This is a genomic window from Aminobacter sp. J41 (assembly GCF_000526635.1).
In the GTDB taxonomy this organism is placed as follows: domain Bacteria; phylum Pseudomonadota; class Alphaproteobacteria; order Rhizobiales; family Rhizobiaceae; genus Aerobium.
The window spans coordinates 114,901-131,145 of the sequence record NZ_JAGL01000007.1; the positions used below are offsets into that span (position 1 = coordinate 114,901).

Here is a 16,245-nt window from a genome sequence, read left to right on the forward strand (position 1 = left end):
TTCCTGATAGGCCACTCGCCAGGCCTTTTTTCTGCACCGCTGGGGGGCGTCACCGTTCCGGGATGGATGCCCCGGTCAAGCCGGGGCATGACGAATTGGAAGCGGAAGCGCACTTGGTGCGACGCTTCAGAGCCCAATCATCGCGGCCCCGCACGCTTAAGCGCCAGGTATTTCCGGGAGTCCCCTACATCTCCCCCTCGTCATGCCCCGGCTTGACCGGGGCATCCATGCCTGAACGGTGACGAGGTCGCGGCGCTATCGATCAGGCGACGACAACGCGCGGGTAACACACCGCATCACAAACAAAAACGCGGGGTCGAGGCCCCGCATTTTCAAGAACTCTCAGAACGCCGGCCGCAGCCTCAGACTCAGACTGGGCGCACCAGCACGTGCTTCTTCTTGCCAAGCGAGAGCTTGATGACGCCCTCGGCCGTCACCTCACCGGTGCCGATGACGCGCTTTTCATCGGAGACCGGCTGGTCGTTGATGCGCACTGCACCGCCCTGCACGTGGCGGCGGGCTTCGCCGTTGGTGGCGGCAAGGCCCGCCTTCACGAACAGCGTCAGCACGCCGATGCCAGCTTCCAGTTCGCCAGCCGGGATTTCGATCGTCGGCAGACTTTCTGCGAGCGCGCCTTCCTCAAAAGTCTTGCGCGCGGTCTCGGCGGCCTGCTCGGCGTTCTCGCGGCCGTGCAGCATTGCGGTGACCTCGGTCGCGAGGATCTTCTTCGCCTCGTTGATCTCCGAGCCGCCGAGCGCGGCCAGTCGTGCGATCTCGTCGAGCGGCAGCGTCGTGTAGAGCTTCAGGAAGCGCTCGACGTCGGCGTCCTCGGTGTTGCGCCAGTACTGCCAGAAGTCATAGGCCGGCAGCATGTCCGGGTTGAGCCAGACGGCTCCCGAGAGCGACTTGCCCATCTTGGCGCCGGACGCAGTGGTCAAGAGCGGGGATGTCAGCGCGTAGAGCTGCGGCGTGCCCATGCGGTGGCCCAGCTCGATGCCGTTGACGATGTTGCCCCACTGATCGGAGCCGCCCATCTGCAGGCGCACGCCGTGGCGCTTGTTGAGCTCCACGAAGTCATAGGCCTGCAGGATCATGTAGTTGAATTCGAGGAAGGACAGCGACTGCTGGCGGTCGAGGCGCAGCTTCACCGAATCGAACGAGAGCATGCGGTTGACCGAGAAGTGGCGGCCAACATCGCGCAGGAACTCGAGATAGTTGAGTCCGCGCAGCCAGTCGCCGTTGTTGACCATCAGCGCGTCGGTCGGGCCGTCGCCGAAGGTGAGGTAGTTGGAAAACACCTTCTTGATCGACGCGATGTTCGACTCGATGGTCTCCAGCGTCATCAGCTGGCGCGCTTCGTCCTTGAAGGACGGATCGCCAACCATGCCGGTGCCGCCGCCCATCAGGGCGATGGGGCGATGGCCGGTCTTCTGCATCCAGTGCAGCATCATGATCTGGATGAGGCCGCCGGCATGCAGGCTCGGAGCGGTCGGATCGAAGCCGATATAGGCCGTCACAGTCTCTTTCGAGAACAGATCGTCGAGGCCTGCTTCGTCCGAAATCTGGTGGATGAAGCCGCGCTCGGAAAGCGTGCGCAGGAACTCTGATTTGAAGGCGGACATGCTCGGTTCTTTCGTGCGGAACGTTGCCGGGGGCTTTAGCATCCTGTGGGCGAGAATCACAAGGATTTGCCGCAATGACGCTGAAATGTGCCCTCGGTTTGATGAGCGGAACCTCGATGGACGGCATCGACATCGCCGCGCTGATGACCGATGGGGAGAAAATGGTGACGCGTGGCCCGGCCGGCTTCGTGCCCTATGACGCGCAGTTCCGTCGCCGCATCGAGGCGTCGCTCGAGGATGCGAAGCAGATCAGCGAGCGCACCCAGCGCCCGGGCGACCTTGCCGCGCTCGAAGTCGAAATCACGCGGCGCCATGTCGATGCGGTCAAGAAATTCCTCGCCGATCATCCCGACCTAAAGCCTGAAGTTATCGGCTTCCACGGGCAGACGGTGCTGCACCGCCCCGACCAAGGTTATACGGTCCAGCTGGGCGACGGGCCGTTGTTAGCACGGTCGACTGGCATTCCCGTCGTCAATGACATGCGCGCTAACGACATGGTCCGTGGCGGGCAGGGCGCCCCCCTGGTTCCTGCCTATCACGCGGCACTTGCCGGCTCGCTGCCGAAAGAGCGCAAAAGCTTTCCGGTTTGCTTCGTCAATATCGGCGGAATCTCAAACGTCACCTTCGTGCCCGCCGACGGTGACCCTATCGCGTTCGATAGCGGGCCGGGCAACGCGCTGATCGACCAGTGGGTCTCGCTACAGGGAGGCGTGCCCTATGACGCCGATGGCATGATCGCAAGCGAAGGCGGCGTCGCACGCGACGTTGTCGGGCGCTATCTCGAAAGCCCGTTCTTCGGGAAGCCAGCGCCGAAATCGCTCGATCGCAACGACTTTACCCTCGATCTTGCTGCAGGTCTCGAACTTGCCGACGGCGCACGCACGCTTGCAGCTGTGTCGGCAGAGGCGATCCTGAAGGCGGCTGACCATTTCCCGGAAAATCCGAAGCTGTGGATCATCTGCGGCGGAGGGCGGAAAAACCCGCACATCGTCGCGGACATGCGCGCGGGCGCGCAGGGCGCCGAGGTTCTGCTAGCCGAGGATGTCGGGCTGGACGGGGATTCGATGGAGGCGGAGGCCTGGGCCTATCTCGCCGTCAGGTCGTTGAAGGGGCTACCGCTCACCTTCCCGACCACGACCGGCTGCAAACAGCCGGTCGCAGGTGGTGTCTACGTAAAGCCTTAGCGGAGGCGCTTCGGCTTCGGCTCGGCGAGTTCGCCCGCAAGACGGCGGTCGAGGTAGTCCGCGCACTCCTCGATCAGAATGTCGGTGTCGTTCGAGAAGAAGTGGTTAGCGCCCGGAATCGTCTTCTGGGTGATGGTGATGCCCTTCTGGGTGTGGAGCTTGTCCACCAGCACCTGAACATCCTTCGGCGGCGCGACCTTGTCCGCGTCACCATGGATGATGAGGCCGGAGGACGGGCAGGGCGCCAGGAACGAGAAGTCGTAGATGTTCGGCTGCGGCGCGACCGAGATGAAGCCTTCGATCTCCGGGCGGCGCATCAAGAGCTGCATGCCGATCCAGGCGCCGAACGAATAACCGGCGACCCAGCAGCTCTTGGAATCGGGGTGCAGCGACTGCACCCAGTCCAGCGCCGCGGCGGCGTCGGACAATTCGCCGGTGCCGTGGTCGAACTCACCCTGGCTGCGGCCAATCGACCGGAAATTGAAGCGGAGCGTCGTGAACCCGCGCTTCTGGAACATGTAGAACAGTTCGTACACGATCTTGTTGTTCATCGTTCCGCCAAATTGCGGGTGAGGATGCAGCACGATCGCGATAGGCGCGTTCTTCTCCTTGGAAGGCTGGTACCGGCCTTCGAGACGGCCTGCCGGGCCTGCGAAAATCACTTCGGGCATACTGACTCCACTTTGCGCCGTACGGTGATGCCACTCGGCATCTATGGTTGGACATGCGGCCTCTCGCCCTTGACGGCGGGCAGTCACGTCCGTAAAACACTTTAGAACTGTTCAAAACTAGAGGGCATGACCCTCTGGTTGCAAAGGGCGTAGATAGGATGTCTGGGCCCTAAATTTCAAGGAAAATCGCCGGTTTGGGGCGGTGAGATCAGAAGGCCGAGCACAGATGGCGGTCCGCCGCGTATATCTGGATCATAATGCGAGCGCGCCGCTGCTTCCGAGCGCGCGCGAGGCGATTATCGCTGCGCTCGATCTGACCGCCAATGCGTCCTCCGTGCATCATGAGGGCCGCGAGGCGCGCCGGATCGTCGAGGCGGCACGCCGCGACGTCGCAGCGCTGTGCAATGCGAAGCCCGAACACGTAGTTTTTACCTCGGGTGCGAGCGAGGCTGTCGCGCTGGTTCTGACGCCCAACTGGAAGATGGGGCGCTCCCCGCTTACTTATTCCCGGCTCTATGTTGCCGCGACAGATCATTCCATCGTGGTCGGTGGCGGCCGCTTCCGCCCTGAGCAGGTGGTAATGCTGCCGGTGACGGCGAGCGGGATCCTTGATCTGAAGGCGCTGGCAGATGCGCTGGCCGCGCACGACAAGGCCGAGGGCCTGCCTTTGGTTGCGGTGCACCTTGCTAACAACGAGAGCGGCGTCGTCCAGCCAGCAGCGAAGATTGCCGATATCGTCCATGAGGCAGGGGGCTTGCTGGTTCTGGATTCGGTGCAGGCTGGCGGGCGGATTTCCGTCGATATTTCAGAGCTCAGGGCTGATTTCCTGATTCTGGCTGCGCACAAGCTCGGCGGTCCCAAGGGCGCGGGCGCGCTGGTTGGTACCAGCGACGTGCTGATGCCTTCGCCGATCGCGGTGGGTGGTGGTCAGGAGAAGGGCCATCGCGCCGGTACCGAGAACTATGCGGCGATCGCCGGCTTCGGCGCGGCGGCACGCGAGGCTCTGGCCAATCTGGCGCGGGCGGGAGAGCTGCTCCAGCGCCGGGAAAAGATCGAGCAGATCGTGCGCGAGATTGTGCCGGACGCAATCATCTTTGCCGAGGGCGAGGAGCGGTTGCCGAATACGGTCTTCTTTTCCATTCCCGAAGTGAAGGCCGAGACGGCGCTGATTGCCTTCGATCTCGCCGGTGTTTCGATTTCCGCTGGTTCGGCCTGCTCTTCGGGCAAGGTCGGCGCCAGCCGTGTGCTCAAGGCCATGGGCTTTGGAGACACGATCAGCGGCCTTCGCGTTTCCGTCGGCCACCAGACAACTGACGAAGACATCGAACGCTTCGCGTCCGCGCTGCGTGACTTCGTCGGCAGGCGCAAAAGCGCCGCTTGAGGAGGAACTCGGCTACCGGACCTAGAGGCCTGGGAGCCGGTGCGGAGCAGATATGCATCGCTGACGGTGCAATTTCGCTGCGCACGCATTACATAAGCCGCATACCGCGTCCCGACGCGTCGCTATGCGATTTCGACAACTGCCGGACCTTGAATCCGGCGAGGATGGAGAGCGCCGATGCCTGCTGTGCAGGAGACGATCGACACGGTCCGCATGATCGATGTGGACCAGTACAAGTACGGTTTCGAGACGGAAATCGAGGTCGACAAGGCCCCGAAGGGCCTCAGCGAAGACATCATCCGCTTCATCTCGAACAAGAAGGGCGAGCCCGACTGGATGCTGGAATGGCGTCTTGAGGCTTATCGCCGCTGGCTGACGATGGAAGAGCCCACCTGGGCTCGCGTCAACTATCCGAAAATCGACTTCCAGGACCTGCACTACTACGCGGCTCCGAAGAACCAGACGGGCCCCAAGTCGCTGGACGAGGTCGATCCTGAGCTGCTCCGCGTCTACGAGAAGCTGGGCATCCCGCTCAAGGAGCAGGAGATCCTGGCAGGCGTCCGCAAGGGCGACGACGAAGAGGCGAGCGACAACGTCTATGCGTCCGGCCGCGTGGCCGTCGATGCCGTGTTCGACTCCGTTTCCGTTGTCACGACCTTCAAGGAAGAACTCGCCAAGGCTGGCGTCATCTTCTGTTCGATCTCGGAAGCGATCCGGGAGCATCCGGAGCTGGTTAAGAAGTATCTCGGCTCCGTCGTCCCGGCGACGGACAACTTCTATGCGACGCTTAATTCGGCGGTCTTCACCGACGGCTCGTTCGTCTACGTGCCGAAGGGCGTTCGCTGCCCGATGGAACTGTCGACCTACTTCCGCATCAACGAGAAGAACACCGGCCAGTTCGAGCGCACGCTGATTATTGCCGACGAAGGCGCGTACGTTTCGTACCTCGAGGGCTGCACTGCACCGCAGCGCGACGAGAACCAGCTGCACGCGGCTGTCGTCGAGCTGATCGCTCTCGATGATGCTGAGATCAAGTACTCGACCGTCCAGAACTGGTACCCCGGCGATGCCGAGGGTAAGGGTGGCATCTACAACTTCGTGACCAAGCGCGGCGACTGCCGCGGCAAGAACTCGAAGATCTCGTGGACGCAGGTTGAGACCGGTTCTGCGATCACCTGGAAGTACCCTTCCTGCATCCTGCGGGGCGACAACTCCCAGGGCGAGTTTTACTCGATCGCGGTGTCCAACGGTCACCAGCAGATCGATTCCGGCACCAAGATGATCCATCTGGGCAAGAACACGCGCAGCCGCATCATCTCGAAGGGTATTTCCGCCGGCTTCTCGCAGAACACCTATCGCGGCCAGGTGTCGATGCACCGCCGCGCCGAGAACGCGCGCAACTTCACCAACTGTGACTCGCTCCTGATCGGCGACAAGTGCGGTGCGCACACGGTTCCGTACATCGAGGCAAAGAACTCGACGGCCAAGGTCGAGCATGAGGCCACCACCTCGAAGATTTCCGAGGACCAGCTGTTCTACGTGATGCAGCGCGGCGTTCCCGAAGAGGAAGCCATCGCGCTGATCGTCAACGGCTTCGTCAAGGAAGTCATTCAGGAACTGCCGATGGAATTCGCCGTCGAAGCGCAGAAGCTGATCAACATTTCGCTCGAAGGCTCGGTGGGCTGATCTTTCGCCCCGACTGGCACACGATATTCAGGAAGAACAATTATGCTTGAGATCAAGAACCTGCACGCCCGTATCGCCGAAGACGGCACCGAGATCATCCGCGGTCTGAACCTGACCGTGAAGCCGGGCGAAGTTGCAGCCATTATGGGCCCGAATGGTTCGGGCAAGTCCACGCTGTCCTACATTCTTGCCGGCCGCGAGGACTATGAGGTCACCGAGGGCGACATCCTCTACAACGGCGAGTCGATCCTGGAGATGGATCCGGCCGAGCGTGCGGCGTCGGGCATCTTCCTTGCCTTCCAGTACCCGATGGAGATTCCGGGCGTCGCGACGATGGAGTTCCTCAAGGTCGCGATGAACTCGCAGCGCAAGGCGCGCGGCGAGGAAGAGCTGAAGATCCCGGAACTGCTCAAGCGCGTGAAGGAAGCAGCCGGCTCGCTCAACATCAACATGGACATGCTGAAGCGCCCGCTCAACGTCGGCTTCTCCGGCGGCGAGAAGAAGCGCGCGGAAATCCTGCAGATGAAGCTGCTCGAGCCGAAGCTCTGCGTCCTCGACGAGACAGACTCGGGCCTCGACATCGATGCGCTCAAGATCGTTTCGGACGGCGTCAATGCGCTACGTTCGCCCGACCGCGCATTCCTGGTCATCACGCACTACCAGCGTCTGCTCGACCACATCGTTCCGGATACCGTCCACGTTCTGTATCGCGGCCAGATCATCAAGTCGGGTGACAAGAGCCTGGCGATGGAGCTGGAGCGGAACGGCTACGCCGGCATCATCGACGAAGCAGCCTGAGGGTAGGCGTCATGAACATTCACGCAAATCCAACGTTGACGGCGGCCGAGAAGGCCCTCGTCGGCGCCTATGAGGAGCGGTTCTCGACCTTCCCCGGCGATCCCGCGGTGGTGACGAGCCGAGACAATGCCATCGAGCAGCTGAAGGCCGGCTTGCCGACGCGCCGCGTCGAGTCCTGGCACTATACGGACCTGCGCCGCCTGCTGACGCAGGTGCCGTCCTTCGACGCGGCAGATACCGCCAAGACCGCTGAAGCATTGCTGTCGGGCTCGTCCGTGTTCGCCGTTCTCAGCGGCGCCGCTGATGATGCGGCCTCTGTCGAGGGCGTTACCGTCGAGCGTCTTGCCGACCTGCTGCAGGCCGGTGACGAGCGCGCGATCCTGACGCCGGCCGCATCCGATGATGCGATCGGTGCGATCAACGCTGCCTTCGCGACCGACGGCTATGTGCTGGCGATCGCCGATGGCGCCGAGATCGAGGCTCCGGTTGAGCTACAGAACATTCAGGCTGGCGGGCAGGCGCATGCGCGCTTTGCCGTCCGTGCGGGTGCGGGTTCGAAGGCGACCATCGTCGAGCGCCAGACCGGCGACGGTTCGGCTCTCGTCAGCTCCGTCTCCAGCCTCGAGCTGGGCGAGGGCGCCGAGATCCTCTGGGTTATCCTCCAGGATCATGCCGAAACCGCAACGCATCTCGGCCAGTTCAACGCCAAGCTCGCCAAGGACGCCAAGCTCAGCCTTTTCGTGATGAACGCCGGCGGCAAGCTGGTGCGCCAGGACATCGTCGTTGATGCTGAGGGCGAGAACTCGGATTTCCGTCTGCGCGGCATCAACCTGCTCGGCGGTGAGACCCACTGCGACGTGACCATGAAGCTTGGTCACCTTGCGCCGCATACGGTCTCGACCGAACTGGTCCGCAACGTCGTCACCGACCGCGCACACGCCGTGTTCCAGGGCCAGATCCGCGTCGCGCAGATCGCGCAGAAGACCGACGCGAAGATGGCGTGCAACACGCTGCTCCTGTCGGACGAGGCTGAAGTTTCAACCAAGCCGGAGCTCGAGATCTTCGCCGACGACGTGGCCTGCGGCCACGGCGCGACCGTCACCGAGATCGACCGTGACCATCTGTTCTATCTTATGGCCCGCGGCGTCGAGGAAAAGCTGGCTCGCGGCCTGCTCATCAAGGCGTTCCTCGCCGAAGTGGTCGAGGAACTGGAGAACGAAGAGCTGATCGATCGGCTCGAGGAAAAGCTGGACGACTGGTTCGCCCGGCACGCATAGCAACAGCCGAACGGTGGCGCGATGGATCTGAAGGTCGAAACAATGGCATATGACGTCGAGGCGATCCGCCGCGATTTTCCGATCCTGTCGCGTACCGTCTACGGCAAGCCGCTGGTGTATCTCGACAATGGCGCGTCCGCGCAGAAGCCGCAGGCCGTCATCGACGCGATCACACATGCCTATTCGAACGAATACGCGAACGTCCATCGCGGCCTTCACTTCCTGTCGAACGCCGCGACGGATGCCTATGAAAAGGCTCGTGAAACAGTACGCCGCTTCCTGAACGCGGGCAGCGCCGAGGAAGTCGTCTTCACCAAGTCGACTACCGAGTCGATCAACACGGTCGCATATGGCTGGGGCATGCCGAACATCGGCGAGGGCGACGAGATCGTCCTGTCGATCATGGAGCATCACTCCAACATCGTGCCGTGGCATTTCATCCGCGAGCGCCAGGGCGCAAAGCTGGTCTGGGCGCCGGTGGACGATGAGGGCGTCTTCCACATCGAGGAGTTCGAGAAGTGCCTGACCGAGCGCACCAAGCTCGTCGCGATCACGCAGATGTCGAATGCGCTGGGCACGGTGACGCCGATCAAGGAGATCGTGCGCATCGCCCACGAACGAGGCATCCCTGTTTTGGTCGACGGCAGCCAGGCCGCCGTACACCTGCCGGTTGATGTGCAGGAACTCGGCTGCGACTGGTACGTCTTCACCGGCCACAAGGTCTACGGTCCTTCGGGCATCGGTGTTCTCTACGGCCGTAAGGAGCGTCTCGAAGAGATGCGCCCGTTCATGGGCGGCGGCGAGATGATCGAGAACGTCACCGAGGACGTCGTCACCTACAATCATCCGCCGCACCGCTTCGAGGCGGGCACGCCGCCGATCGTGCAGGCGATCGGCTTGGGTGCCGCGCTGGACTACATGGACAGCGTCGGCCGCGACCGCATCGCCGCTCACGAAGCTGAGCTGACTGCCTACGCCCACGAACGCCTCACGCAGATCAATTCCCTGCGCATCTTCGGCAACGCGCCGGGGAAGGGGGCCATCGTCTCCTTCGAGCTTGAGGGCATCCACGCCCACGACGTTTCGATGGTAATCGACCGCTCGGGCGTCGCCGTCCGCGCCGGCACCCACTGCGCCCAGCCGCTGCTGAAGCGTTTTGGCGTTACCTCGACATGCCGCGCCTCGTTCGGCATGTACAACACGAAGGCAGAGATCGACGCTCTGGCCGAAGCGCTGGAAAAGGCGCGCACGTTCTTCGGATGACAGACATGACCGAGACCGAAAGCAACATCCAGGCAGAGGCTGCGGCCGAAGAGAAGAAGTCAGCCATTCCGGCCCACGAGCTCGCACGCCTGACCGACGACATCATCTCCGCGCTCAAGACTGTCTATGACCCGGAGATCCCGGCAGACATCTACGAGCTCGGCCTCGTCTACCGCATCGACATTGAGGACGACCGCACGGTTAAGATCGATATGACGCTGACCGCACCGGGCTGCCCGGTCGCCGGCGAGATGCCGGGCTGGGTTGAGAACGCCGTTGGCGCGGTCGAGGGCGTTTCCGGCGTCGACGTCAAGATGGTGTTCGACCCGCCGTGGACGCCCGATCGCATGTCCGAGGAAGCGCAGGTCGCTGTCGGCTGGTACTGAGCCGCTTGCAGCTGGCCGCAAACTTCCCCATGTTGGTTGCGAAGAACAGCATTCGTCCGGCCTTGAACCGGTACTGAGTGGAGAAGACAATGCGTAGCTTTCAGATCATGACGATGACCGACGCCGCCGCTGCGCGCGTCCGGGAAATCGTCGAGTCGCGCGAAAATGCGCGCGGCATCCGTGTCGGCATCAAAAAGGGCGGCTGTGCCGGCATGGAATACACGATTGATCTGGTCGAGAACCCCAACCCGAAGGACGACCACATCGAGCATGCCGGCGCTCATGTCTGGGTCGCGCCGGAAGCCGCTCTTTATCTGCTCGGCACCGAGATGGATTTCGAGCGCACCACGCTGCGCACCGGCTTCACCTTCCACAACCCGAACCAGTCCTCCGCCTGCGGCTGCGGCGAGTCGGTTGAACTGAAGCCCGCCGACCTCAAGAAGCTGGCCGAGGCCCGCGCGGCCGGCGCCGCCTGAACCTCGTGGACAGCGAGGCGATCCGCGATCTCTTTGCCCCGCTGGGACACGTAACGATCCGCCGGATGTTCGGCGGCAAAGGCATTTATTTCAATGGTCTGATCATCGCGCTTGAAGTCGATGGCGAGCTGTTGCTGAAGGCAGACGAGCTCACCGCGCCGGAGTTCGCCGCCGCGGGATCCACCCAATGGGTCTACGAAGGCGCCATGCGCAAGGGCAAGGTGGCGATGCCCTACTGGAGCATCCCCGACAGCGCCGCTGACGATCCCGATGAGCTGCTGCCATGGGCACGCAAGGCCTACGAGGCCTCGGTCAGGGCCCAGAGCACGAAGAAACCCAAAAAGAAAAAGCCGACCTGATCAGGCCGGCTTTTTCGTACTCAATTCTTTGGATGATCAGGCTGGCGTCTGCAGGCCGATCAGCATGAACGCTGGGATGTCATCGCCGAAGCCGACCGGGGCAGGGCCCAAATCGTCGTGGTAGCGGCGATTGCGCTCGCGACGGTCGCCATTGTGATCGGGACGCGCCTTGCGCTCGGCATTGTCCTGGCGGATAGCCTCGCGGCGCTCCTGCGGCGATACCGGCTTCACGTCGGGCTGCTCGTCGAAGGCGGCGACGATCGGCGAGACGGCCTCTTCGGACTTCTCAGCCTTGTCCTGCTTCTTCGAGCTCGCGCGTTTTTCCTTGCCGGTCGCACGGCCGCGCTCGCGCTTGTCACCACGGCCACGGCGCGGACGGTCCTCTGCCTCCGGCTCGTCGCCGAGCGTGGACAGGTCACCGTCGAGCCATTCGATCTTGTTGCCGATCATCTTCTCGATCGCGTCGAGCGCCTTGGTGTCGGACTTGGTGACGATGGTGAACGCCTTGCCTGAACGACCCGCGCGGCCGGTGCGACCGATGCGGTGGACGTAATCCTCGGCGTGGACCGGAACGTCGAAGTTGAAGACGTGGCTGACATCCGGGATGTCGAGGCCGCGTGCGGCGACGTCGGAGGCGACGAGCAGCTTCAGCTTGCCGTCACGGAACGCCGACAGCATTGCCATGCGGGCGCGCTGGTCCATGTCGCCATGCAGCGCGCCAGCATCGAACTCGTGCTTGACCAGCGAGCGGAACAGCTCGGAGACGTCCGCCTTGCGGTTGCAGAAGATGATTGCGTTCTTGAGCTCGGCATCTTCCTTGCGAATGAGGTCGCGCAGCACCGCGCGCTTGTCCCACGGCTTCGACTTCGACTTTACGAGCTTCTGGTCGATGTTGACGCCAGTGGAGGAAGCCTTTGCCACCTCGACGCGCACCGGAGCCTGCAGGAACTGCTCGGTCAACTTGGTGATCTCTGGCGGCATGGTTGCCGAGAAGAACAGCGTCTGGCGGGTGAATGGGATCAGCTTGCAGATGCGCTCGATGTCCGGGATGAAGCCCATGTCGAGCATGCGGTCGGCTTCGTCGATCACGAAGATTTCGACGCCGGTGAGCAGCAGCTTGCCGCGCTCGAAATGGTCAAGCAGTCGGCCCGGCGTCGCGATCAGCACGTCAGCGCCGCGCTCCAGCTTCTTCTCCTGCTCGTCGAACGAGACGCCGCCGATCAGGAGGGCGACTGTCAGGCGATGGTTCTTGCCGTACTTGACGAAGTTTTCCTCGACCTGCGCCGCGAGTTCGCGCGTCGGCTCGAGGATCAGCGTGCGCGGCATGCGGGCGCGGGCGCGGCCCTTTTCCAGCCGCGTGATCATCGGCAGCACGAAAGCGGCGGTCTTGCCGGTACCCGTCTGTGCGATGCCGAGGATGTCTTTGCCCATCAGGGCGTGCGGGATGGCGCCAGCCTGGATCGGGGTTGGTGCGACATAACCTGCATCGGTCACTGCGGAGAGCACCTTTTGGGACAACCCCAAATCCGCGAATGTAACGGAAGGTGCCTCTGATGCTACCTCGGCTTCAGGCAGGATTTCAGTCTGATTGTCTGCTGACACTGTGGTGGTTGTCTTTGCTGGTTTGCCCGACGGCAACACGCCGCCTACACCCCGTAGCGGCACTTTCCGCACGGACGTCGCTGTTGGCGATAAGGAATGATATCAGTGATGTCAACGGCAAGGGCCGGAAAACCACCGATTCACGCTCGTTTGATCTATATATGCTTAAGCAGAGACCGGTTTTCAATACCGGAACTGCTCCGCGAGGATGCGTTCATCCCACGAATGGCTCTGGTCGAACAGCAGTGTGACAGTCGATCGCCGCGATTCCCTGACCGTCACCGACGTTACCGAGCGCACTTCGGCGTGGTCTGCTACCGCATTCACCGGGCGCTTGTCCGCCTCCAGAATGTCGAAGCGCACGATCGAGCGGTTCGGGATCAGCGCGCCGCGCCAGCGGCGAGGCCGGAACGGACTGACCGGCGTCAGCGCCAGCAGCGGCGCGTCGAGCGGCAGGATCGGGCCGTGGGCGGAAAGGTTATAGGCCGTGGAGCCCGCGGGGGTCGCCACCATCACGCCGTCGCAGATCAGCTCGTCCAGCCGAACCTGGCCGTCGATCGTAATACGGATCTTTGCCGCTTGCGCCGACTGCCGGAACAGCGACACCTCATTGATCGCGCGCCCGGTCAGTACATTCCCCTCGGCCGTCTCCGCGGTCATCACCAGCGGCCGGATGGTCTCGGAAAGCGCTGCCTTGATGCGCTCCGGCAGGTCTTCCTCGCGATATTCGTTCATCAGGAAGCCGATGGTGCCGCGGTTCATGCCGTAGATCGAACGGCCGGAATCCATGTTCTCCTGGATTGCCTGCAGCATGAAGCCGTCGCCGCCGAGGGCGACCACCACGTCCGCCTGGTCGATCGGCGTCTGGCCGTAGAGCGCGGCAAGCCGCGCGGCTGCCTCGCGCGCATCGCGATTTTCGGCGCAGATGAAGGTGAGGGCAGGGCGTTCAGCTGTCATTCGTCTTCCGTCGAGCGAGCGCGGCCTGCGCGCCGCGCTATCAAGCAGTTAGCACGGGCGGGGCGATGAGCATAGCGGCCCGCAAAGCCATGCACATTCCGCTTTACACCTGTGACGAATATGGTAACCGATGCGCCGTGCCCTTGTAGCTCAGTTGGTAGAGCACCTGATTTGTAATCAGGGGGTCGCGGGTTCGAGTCCTGCCGGGGGCACCAGAAATCAATAACTTAGCTGCGCTTTGAACCCGGACGTTTTACAGGTTCGGCGGCATTTTACCTTCTTGTCGCACGCGGTGCTTAGGCCGTAGTAGGCGGGTCGATTGCAAAAATGGTTTGCAACCTACTCCCGCGGCAGCAGCGCCAACCCCGTACAGATGGCGCCGAGGGCGAAGCTGGCGGCGAATGCCCACAGAATCATCGCCGCGCCAAGCGGCTGCTCGGTCAGTAGCTCATCCATGTTGCGGGTGAAGATGTAGCCCATCCCGACCGTCAGGCCGGCGATGAAGCCGGTTGCGAAGTTGATTGCAAGGAAGCGGACCAGGGGCGGCATGCGGCGTAACAAGGCATGCCGCTGAATGTTCCCCCGCGACACATCGGTGCTGCGACCAAGAGCCACAATTCCCGTTGCGGCGATGCGAAATTCGTAGCAAATTGTCGCACGGGAGGAATGCAGATGAAGATTACGGACTACGTTGGCGAGATGATTGTCATTGCCATCCTTGGCTTACTGGCAACCGCGGCGACCTACGCGATCTTCATGGTCTGACAGCCGATATCAGCGTCTGACAGCCGATATCAGCAACTTGGGAAGAGCCGGTCATCCGCCCCGGCTTGATTGTTCGGCTTCATCATCCGCACTTTCGTTCATGCCGGCTCGTTCGGCCAGATGCGCCTTGAGGAGGGCCAGCTGGTCGGGCGTCCAGCCGCTGATTCCCGTGACCGCGAGCCATGCGTCGACGTAGTGCTGCGGCGCGTAGACGTGGCCATGGCCGATCGGCGTGCTGGCGGCGACTGCCATGTCGACGGCAAGCTGCAGCATCGTCACCAGCGGATACCAGCGCAGCTCTGGTGAAACGTCCGGACCGCGCGGCTCCGCCATCCAGGCAGGCTGGCGGTATAGGTCGCGATAGTCGAAGAACGTCACGGCATCGCTTGCATATTGCAGATAGACGATACGCGTCGGGCCCCATGGCGCGTCGACTGCGACGTTCGGGCCGTTCTGGTTCATGAAGCGCGCGAAGCCGCCGTCGCGAAATTCCGGGAGCCAGGCGGGGCTGCCAGGATTGCGGCCGTCGGTGATCTGCCGCCACATGCGGCTCTCAAAGGGCGGGCCGCTCCACAGCGCGCCATTGATCGGGTCGCCGATGATCTCGAACAGCTCGAGCGAGCGCTCGGAGTTCATCGCGCCGAGGCTGAGGCCGTGCAGGTATAGCTTCGGACGCGCATCCTTCGGCAGCGTGCGCCAATAATCGTAGACGGTGGAGAAAATCGCGCGCGCGGCCTCGCGGCCATATTCGGGCTGCACCAGCAGCGACAGCGGGCTGGAAAGGTAGGAGTACTGCAGGGCAACGCTCGCAATGTCGCCACGGTAGAGGTATTCGACCGCATCGAGCGCAGCCGGATCGATCCAGCCGGTGCCGGTGGGGGTGACGACGACCAGCGCCTCGCGCTCAAACCCGCCGACGCGCCTGAGTTCCTCAAGGGCGAGTGCGGCACGTTCCTCCGCGGTCTCCGCCGCAGCGAGGCCGACGTAGACGCGGATCGGTTCGAGCGCTTGCTTGCCTGACACGGCGGAAATGTCGGCGGCTGTGGCACCGGATGCGATGAATTCGCGCCCCGCGCGGCCGAGGAGGTTCCACGCGACGAGCGAGGCAGGGCTGCCGGTCTTTGCTGGGTCTGTTGGTTGCGGCCGTTCCGGCTCGATCAGCGCGTCGAACTCGCGGAACGAGGAATCGGCCATGTAGAAGGCCGAGCGCAGCAGGACATCGTTAGCCAGCAGCCAGAACAGCACGATCGCAAGCGCCGCGCCGACGACGTTGGCGACGCGGCGCGGCACGTAGCGATGCGTCCAGCGGGCAAAGCGCGAAACGGCGAGCGCGAACACCCGGCCGATGACAAGCAGTACGATGAAGGTTGCGAGCGCGTAGAGGCTGACGGTAACGGGATGACCGCTCGTCAGCGGCTCCATGTCCATCAGCGTGCGGATCGAGTTCTGCCAGTCGGCAACCTGCCAGAGGAACAGCAAAGCTATCGACAGGCAGAAGATGCCGATGATGTAGTTGGTAACTAGGCGAAGGCGGGGCGATGGTGCCGGCAACTCCAGGTAGATCCAAAGCCAGCGCGAGAAGACACCGATCAGATAGCCGACGCCAAAGCAGGCACCGGCAAGCGCGCCCTGTGTGAGGGCGGTTCGAGGGATCAGGCTGGGCGTCAGGGACGCTGCGAAGAACAGCGTCCCGAGCGCGAGGCCGACGCCCGAAAGCCCCTCAATGCGGCGCCGCAGCCAGCCCACCGGCAGGGCGGCGAATGCGGGAGGGCGGCTTCCGGTTCGTTCCATCTCATCTTTGTGCCCGCGGGCCGATGA

General features: G+C 62.9%; 15 protein-coding genes and 1 tRNA gene. 10 read left to right on the forward strand and 6 right to left on the reverse strand.

What is annotated here, in order from left to right; translation table 11 throughout:
• Nucleotides 1–368 precede the first annotated feature (368 nt).
• Entirely contained in the window at nucleotides 369–1,622 is a 1,254-nt protein-coding gene (gene tyrS, locus L630_RS0107335) for a tyrosine--tRNA ligase (protein ID WP_024847622.1), read from the reverse strand.
• 74 nt (nucleotides 1,623–1,696) lie between these two features.
• Between tyrS and L630_RS0107340 the strand changes: the two genes are divergently transcribed.
• Nucleotides 1,697–2,806 (forward strand): anhydro-N-acetylmuramic acid kinase, encoded by a 1,110-nt coding sequence (locus L630_RS0107340; protein ID WP_024847623.1) that lies wholly within the window; start codon nucleotides 1,697–1,699, stop codon nucleotides 2,804–2,806.
• Here L630_RS0107340 and L630_RS0107345 read toward each other — a convergent pair.
• Nucleotides 2,803–3,477, reverse strand: coding sequence for an alpha/beta hydrolase (locus L630_RS0107345; protein WP_024847624.1), 675 nt, complete (start codon nucleotides 3,475–3,477; stop codon nucleotides 2,803–2,805). The two genes, L630_RS0107340 and L630_RS0107345, sit on opposite strands and share 4 nt — an antisense overlap.
• Nucleotides 3,478–3,703: 226 nt before the next feature.
• Between L630_RS0107345 and L630_RS0107350 the strand changes: the two genes are divergently transcribed.
• From L630_RS0107350 to L630_RS0107385, 8 genes are all read left to right on the forward strand, one after another.
• A complete protein-coding gene (locus L630_RS0107350; RefSeq protein ID WP_024847625.1) occupies nucleotides 3,704–4,858 on the forward strand; it encodes a cysteine desulfurase family protein in 1,155 nt (384 codons plus the stop codon).
• A 177-nt stretch (nucleotides 4,859–5,035) separates the two neighbouring features.
• Nucleotides 5,036–6,544, forward strand: coding sequence for a Fe-S cluster assembly protein SufB (gene sufB, locus L630_RS0107355; protein ID WP_024847626.1), 1,509 nt, complete (start codon nucleotides 5,036–5,038; stop codon nucleotides 6,542–6,544).
• A gap of 42 nt (nucleotides 6,545–6,586) precedes the next feature.
• Entirely contained in the window at nucleotides 6,587–7,342 is a 756-nt protein-coding gene (gene sufC / locus L630_RS0107360; RefSeq protein ID WP_024847627.1) for a Fe-S cluster assembly ATPase SufC, read from the forward strand.
• Between the two features lie 11 nt (nucleotides 7,343–7,353).
• Complete coding sequence (gene sufD, locus L630_RS0107365; protein WP_024847628.1) at nucleotides 7,354–8,619, forward strand: Fe-S cluster assembly protein SufD; 1,266 nt, start codon at nucleotides 7,354–7,356, stop codon at nucleotides 8,617–8,619.
• A gap of 21 nt (nucleotides 8,620–8,640) precedes the next feature.
• Nucleotides 8,641–9,882, forward strand: a complete 1,242-nt coding sequence (locus L630_RS0107370; RefSeq protein WP_024847629.1) for a cysteine desulfurase — start codon at nucleotides 8,641–8,643, stop codon at nucleotides 9,880–9,882.
• 5 nt (nucleotides 9,883–9,887) lie between these two features.
• Nucleotides 9,888–10,268: an SUF system Fe-S cluster assembly protein gene (locus tag L630_RS0107375; protein ID WP_051473130.1), complete on the forward strand. Its 381-nt coding sequence runs from the start codon at nucleotides 9,888–9,890 to the stop codon at nucleotides 10,266–10,268.
• An 89-nt stretch (nucleotides 10,269–10,357) separates the two neighbouring features.
• A complete protein-coding gene (sufA, locus tag L630_RS0107380) occupies nucleotides 10,358–10,744 on the forward strand; it encodes a Fe-S cluster assembly scaffold SufA (protein ID WP_024847631.1) in 387 nt (128 codons plus the stop codon).
• A 5-nt stretch (nucleotides 10,745–10,749) separates the two neighbouring features.
• On the forward strand, nucleotides 10,750–11,103 hold the full coding sequence (locus tag L630_RS0107385; protein ID WP_024847632.1) for a TfoX/Sxy family protein: 354 nt from the start codon (nucleotides 10,750–10,752) through the stop codon (nucleotides 11,101–11,103).
• A gap of 36 nt (nucleotides 11,104–11,139) precedes the next feature.
• On the opposite strand, the gene L630_RS0107390 is transcribed toward L630_RS0107385, so the two are convergent.
• Nucleotides 11,140–12,681: a DEAD/DEAH box helicase gene (locus L630_RS0107390; RefSeq protein WP_144706147.1), complete on the reverse strand. Its 1,542-nt coding sequence runs from the start codon at nucleotides 12,679–12,681 to the stop codon at nucleotides 11,140–11,142.
• Between the two features lie 207 nt (nucleotides 12,682–12,888).
• Nucleotides 12,889–13,662: an NAD kinase gene (locus L630_RS0107395; RefSeq protein WP_024847634.1), complete on the reverse strand. Its 774-nt coding sequence runs from the start codon at nucleotides 13,660–13,662 to the stop codon at nucleotides 12,889–12,891.
• A gap of 139 nt (nucleotides 13,663–13,801) precedes the next feature.
• Here L630_RS0107395 and L630_RS0107400 point away from each other — a divergent pair.
• Nucleotides 13,802–13,877, forward strand: a tRNA-Thr gene (locus L630_RS0107400).
• 124 nt (nucleotides 13,878–14,001) lie between these two features.
• Here L630_RS0107400 and L630_RS0107405 read toward each other — a convergent pair.
• Nucleotides 14,002–14,211, reverse strand: a complete 210-nt coding sequence (locus L630_RS0107405) for a hypothetical protein (protein ID WP_024847635.1) — start codon at nucleotides 14,209–14,211, stop codon at nucleotides 14,002–14,004.
• Nucleotides 14,212–14,478: 267 nt separating this feature from the next.
• The gene (locus L630_RS0107415) at nucleotides 14,479–16,218 is read right to left on the reverse strand and encodes an alpha/beta-hydrolase family protein (protein WP_051473120.1); all 1,740 of its coding nucleotides are present in this window, start codon (nucleotides 16,216–16,218) and stop codon (nucleotides 14,479–14,481) included.
• Nucleotides 16,219–16,245 lie beyond the last annotated feature (27 nt).